Source organism: Histophilus somni, from assembly GCF_014202395.1.
GTDB classification, from domain to species: Bacteria; Pseudomonadota; Gammaproteobacteria; order Enterobacterales; family Pasteurellaceae; genus Histophilus; species Histophilus somni.
Map to the genome: position 1 here is coordinate 1 of NZ_JACHGQ010000021.1, position 6287 is coordinate 6287.

The following is a 6287-nucleotide window of genomic DNA, read 5'->3' on the forward strand; positions in this document are numbered from 1 at the left end:
GTAGCTGGCTGTGTAGTCGTTGTGCCAGTGTTCGCAGGCGTTGCCAAACGCACAATCTGAATAGTCGAACCAAGATAGTGCGGTGTGTTTTGAGTGCCATTTGTTCCCGCACTTGGCATATCGCCTTTGAATGTCAAGCCCTTGTTGATGGTTTTGATACTTTCTTCAATAGCACCTTTGAATGTCATTTGTGCTTCGACTTCATCATCTTTTTTAGTTGCATCTTTCAGTTTAGTGAAAGTGGTTTTTGTGAATTCTTTTTTATCATTCACTTCCGCACCTAAAATATCCGTCCCTAAATTACCAAATACACGGATAACGCTATCTAATTGCGAGCCATTAATCGCATCAGTAGAACTGGCATCAATTTTACCTGCTGCAACGTTGGTGATAATACGTTCACTACCGACATCACCCACACTGACAACCGAATTAAATTGACCATTTTTAGAAATACCACCTTTCCATTCAAATTTTAAGCTATTTGTCCCTACAGTAATTTCAGCTGTTGAAAATGCGTTTTTCTTATCTTCCGCCTTAGAGTTTTTACCCAACGCAATGGAATCGCCAGCATTTTCTTCAACTGTCGCACCCTCACCAATGGCGACCGCACCTGTGGCGTTTTGCTTAACATTCGCACCTTTACCGAGTACCACCGCACTTTGTGCTTTGGACTCTGCTTCTCTACCAATCACCACGGAATTTTCTGCACCACTAGCTTTGGCACCGTTACCGAATACGAGTACGCTATCATTATTACTTCCCGTTACCTCAATATTCGACCCCAACGCCACAATGTCATTACCGTTCGTAATTTTGGTGTTATTACCGATAGCCACTGACCATTCTGAATTGGTTACTTTAGTATGTTTACCCACACCGATGGATTGTAGTGCATTTTTTAACTCTACTCCATTTCCTATAGCGATGACAGAATCGTTACTCTTACTATTATCTTTTGAAATGGTAATATTCGACCCCAAGGCGACAATATCATTTCCGCCTGAAACGTTGTTTTTATTACCGATAGAAATTGCCCATTCGGCGTTTTGTATATTCCCCTGTTCACCATTTGTTAGACTGGCTATAGAGATAGAGCCTTTTGCATTTTGACCTATTATGGCTTTATTCCCTATTGCAAGTGTATGGTTTGATTCTGATTTGGAACCTTCACCGATTACGATTTTATGCTGATCATTTACACTTACGGATACAGATCCAAGTTTGATTTCCTTTTTGCTATCATCAAATGTGATTTTGGTACCATTACTACCTTTACCTATGGAAGAAATGTTAGTTAAATTTTCACTAAGTTTTATACTTAATTTTTTTTCACCATTAGACACAAATGAAGTCGTGATATTACTATCGCCAGTAATTTTTAATGTATCGGTTTTTAAATTGATTGAACCTTTATTTTTACTGCCATCAGTTGGTTGATCGGTTTCTAAATTCAACGTTGAACTTAATGCACCAAATTTTGTCGTGACATAATTTTTCACCGCACTTGCTGTTACTAATTTATCCGTGGAGCCTGTTGTTCCTGCTCCTGCTCCACCTGAACTAGATGGGGTTGAACTGTCATCTATGTTAGTTGCCACTTCTACGCTGTATTTAATAGCATCACCTTCTACAGTCGCCTTGATATACTTGCCGTCGCCTTTGAATGTTAACGTGTCGCCAAGTTGTTTGGTGATAGGATTATTGCTACCATTTCCCTCAACGCCGAATTTCATTCCAGCATTTACAGCTTTAATGGTTTCATCAATTGCCTCTTTAAATGTTTTCGGTGCAGTTGGTTGTTGTGGTTGTCCCTGTGGCTGTCCTTGAGTCTGTTCTCGATGATAGTTTACTTTTTCAAACGTTGAAGCCTTAAATCCGTACTGACCCTTATCCTTATCATATACTTCCGCACCAAGAATATCTGTGCCGAGTTTACCAAAGACGGTGATCACCTCATGAAGTTGTCCAGCGTTGATGGCATCGGTTGAACCTGTTTCGACTTTACCAGCGGCAACGTTGGTGATAATCCGCTCGCTACCAGTATTTCCCACGCTGACCACGGCTTTTTTCTTGTCCTCTTGATCACTTTCTGAGGTGCCTGCACTGCCCCAGTCAAACATCAAGCCTTTTGTTCCTACATTAATTTCTTGTGTTTTAAAGGCTTGTTTCTTCGCTTCCGCCTTAGAACCTTTACCCAACGCAATGGAATCGCCAGCGGTGGCTTCAACCACCGCACTTTGTCCAATGGCGACACCGCCCTCGGCTTTAGATTGGGCTTGATAACCAATAATCACTGCGTTTTTTGCTCCTGAGGTGGCTTTTGTTTCTGCTCCAATAAGTACGCTGTTTTTTGCATTTTGGGCATTAGCTTTATTACCAATTGCAACCACATGGTCATTAGCATGCTCGTCAGAACCATTATTCTCAAATCCTATATTAATATTGTTCCCTAACGCCAGTATATCGGTCCCGTTTTGGATTTTGTTTTTATTCCCGATAGAGGTTGTCCATGCTGCTTTTTTTATCTCAGTTCCATCTTTACCATTCGCAAAAACCGCACCGATGGCAATCGAACTCTTGGACTCTTCTAATTTTGTTCCGCTACCGATCACAACGACCGCACTTCTTACATCCTTATTAGTTTGTGTAACTGTATTATTGGAACCCAACACAAATGAGTTTGCTACATCTATACTTACATCTTTACCTATCACAACCGCATTTTGAGCTGTGGCTTTCGTACCCACACCAATAGCTATTGCACCTTCTTTCGTTGCTCCATCGTTGTCGTAGTTGTCGTTTCTGCTACTAGAGCTACTGCTAGTACTATTATCCTTTACCGATAAAAAGTGCAATTTCGCTGCATTCAGTTGTTTAAGATTGACAGCATCCTTTTCTTGAACCCCATCGGCTAACTGAGTAATTTTTTTGTTGCCTAAATCTAAGCTATCTTTGCCAAAGGTAAATGTGCTACCGCCAGCGGTGATTTTGACGTTCGGGGTTGAAGCGTTGCTACCGCTTGCAGTGCTATTAAATTCAATTTTTGTTACCGCACTTCCGTTACTTCCGCTACCATTTTTACCGGTAATCGAGGTAATGTCTGTTAAAGCCTCTTTAAGTGATATGGTTAAGGCTTTTTGGGTAGTATCAACCGCTGTGGTAATATTGTTTCCGCCTTTAATAGTTAAAGTCGTATTACTTTTATCAATGTTAAATGATTTACTTTTATCATCTCCCTTAACCGTGAAACTTGAGGCAACATTTGCTAATGCACCGTCTAAATAGCCTTTAGTAATTAAGTCGTTTTTATCGACCGCATTTTTTTGTGTACCAGAAGGATAGGTTTGTTCTTCTGACAATGTAACTTTTTTAAAGGTAGGATTTTCTTTTATGCCTATTAAAAGCTCTTTTTTATCTTTTAAATATGCTGTTCTAATATTATTACTTGAATATTCAGTTTTTGTTCCTACTCTATCATCTTTAACCGTTGTATTCCCCGCTTTAATCGTTAAAGTTGAGCCTAGGGTAAGTTGTCCGTTTGCATCATCTCCTGCAATGTTAAGCCCTTTATTTACTGCTGTAATCAGTTCATCAATGGCTTTTTTAAATGTTGTTATTTGGTTATTTGTTCCGGATTGAGATGCTCCTTCATAATTAACCGCTGTAAATTTAGGCGTATCAAATTTTGTTTTATCACTACTATTTACATCTAAACCTAAAATAGTTTTACCAAGCTGATTCAGCTGACTCCCCGTAATCGCTTGATTAGACTGGTCAGCAATTTCTCCATCAGCTATATGACCAAATTTAATTAGTTCGCCCATATTTGCTGTTTTTTTGCCGTCTATCATGACAGGTTGTTCATTCGCCCCTTTTGGACCGGCAAAAACTTGAGATTTATCAATTTCTTTATCATCGAGCGGTGTTCCGTTGTCCGTATTGACTTTAAAGAATTTACCCTCAGGATTTTTAACGACTTTATATATCTTATCGCCTTCTGTTGTATAGTAGGTAACCACGCCCTCTTTTTTCACATAAGCTAAGGCTTTTAACTGTCCAATCGTCGCCACGTCAGAATCCAACGCACCCGGTGCGACGCCGACAATTCTTCTCAATCCAAGTTCTTGACCGCTACCATTACTTCCATTTTTCATCCAACCAACTGACACAATACCCGCCGCTTCATTGGTTGCTAAATTATAGCTTGACCCCTCCGGAATATAGGGATCTAACTCAATAGCTTTTCTCCCGTTTAACGTAGCGGTCTTGGTAGAGCTGTCATTTTTAACGGTTGGTCCGCCTGATGAGGCGGCAGTGGTTGCAGTATTGCCCTCATAAAAATATTTGGTGGTGGATTTATACCCCAACGCCACGGAGTTTTGCATCGTCGCTTCGGCATCATTACCTAATGCCATCGCACTGCTCGCTTGCTCCTTAACTTGAGCATTATTCCCGAATGCTACGCCTTTTTCAGCATAAACTTTTGAGCCTGCCCCTATCGCAATGGCGGACATCTCTAATTCTACATTGCCATTTGAAAATATATTCTTCTCTCGTTTTACTTTTTCTATTTTCTCCTGTTTAGTTGGTTCATCAAGTTTATGCTCAACTTGTGCATGGTGTCCGATGACGATAGATTTGGAAGCATGGTCTTTTAGGCTTGCATCATTTCCTAAAACAATACTTTCGCCCGATAAACTATGAGCACCATAGCCGACGGCGATGGTATTATCTTTCGTAACCCCCACACCGGAACCGATAGCCACAACCCCCGCACCGGCAACATTAACCCCAGTACCGATAGCAACGGAGTTTTCTTTATACACATTGGTACCAATCCCAAGTGCGATGGTATTTCGTGCATATTTACCGATGTTATTTAATGCCCCCAAAACGACCGAGTTCGATCCTCTGACGATGGAAGCACTCCCGATCGCAATAGTATTATCGCCGTTGTTGGAAATATGATAACCTAGCGAAATCGCATGGTCGCCTTCTTTTTGAGTTTTATAAATTTTTTCAGTGGTTTCAATGACCTCGCCGTTGCTTTTGTCAAAAGCATATTGTAGCTGAGCTTTTTGTTTTTCTTTGTTCTGTATTAGCTTTTCAATTAGCATAGAAACTGGATTGCCGTTTTGGTTGCTTGCAGCAAATCCAAGCTTAACAACCTCATTCTTATCTCCGAATTTTAATTGTTGATCACTTGGGGTATTGTTATATGTAATAGTTGCACTTCCATGATCCCCAGGGGATACACTAGGTTGAGCAGTTTGTGTAGTAGTCATAATCAACTTTTCAAGTTCGGTGTCAGCATCACCACTTAACTTGGCATTAGACCCTACATTTTGTCCTATAGCGATAGAACCCTCACCTACTGCTTTTGAGAAACTACCAAATGATAACGCCCCCTTATTCGTTGATTCGGCATTATTCCCTACCGCAAAGGAATTCGCGGCAAATACCCGTGATTCGTCTCCGATCGCAACCCCGCCTTCTGCGGCAAAATCCACAAACGCACGAAAGCCGACCGCAGTCGATCTATCGCCTAATGCAAATGATAATGTACCGATTGAGAGTGAAGTATCACCATAAGCAACCGATCTTGAACCGATAGCGATTGCTGCCACTCCGGCTGCATATGTTGGGGAATATACTTTAGTATTTATATGACCATTTCTAACATATTTTTTCTTAAACTCATTTTGATCTAAAACATCAGAATAATTAGTATATTTTTTACTGGTACGTTTATCCGTATATCCATAAATTTTTAATATAGTTTTTTCAGGTAATTCATCATCATAATTTGCGTCAGTATATATATCATCATTTCCTATAGCTATTGAGGCAAGTCCTCCTGCCATTACATCAGAACCAATTGCTGTGGCTTGTCCTCCAGCATATGTATTGTTTCCTAAAGCTGTCGCTTGGCTTTCGTACCCAACTGCTCCATGCCCCAATACAGTCATACCTTGTTTATGTTGTCTACCGGCAGCATGTGGTCCTATGATTACAGAATGCTGTACATTTGTATTTATTTTTCCACCAAATTTATTTAAATTTGTACCTTTATCTTGCACAGGTGCTATCAAAATATTTTCAGATCCATTCTTCCAATGCGGTGCTTCACCCCATTTTTCTTGTACACCTGCTGCTCCTGTCGTTCCGTCCATATCAATATATGTTATTTCAGCATATGAAACACTGCTCACACCAAGCATCCCCGACATCAACAACACCAACGGTGAAAATTTAAAAATGCCTAAAAAATTACCCAAAAACAC

1 pseudogene is annotated in these 6287 nt (G+C 40.4%); it reads right to left on the bottom strand.

The features are described from left to right. Positions 1-6215, bottom strand: a pseudogene (locus tag HNR69_RS09720) (hypothetical protein); the annotation flags it as partial. Positions 6216-6287 lie beyond the last annotated feature (72 nt).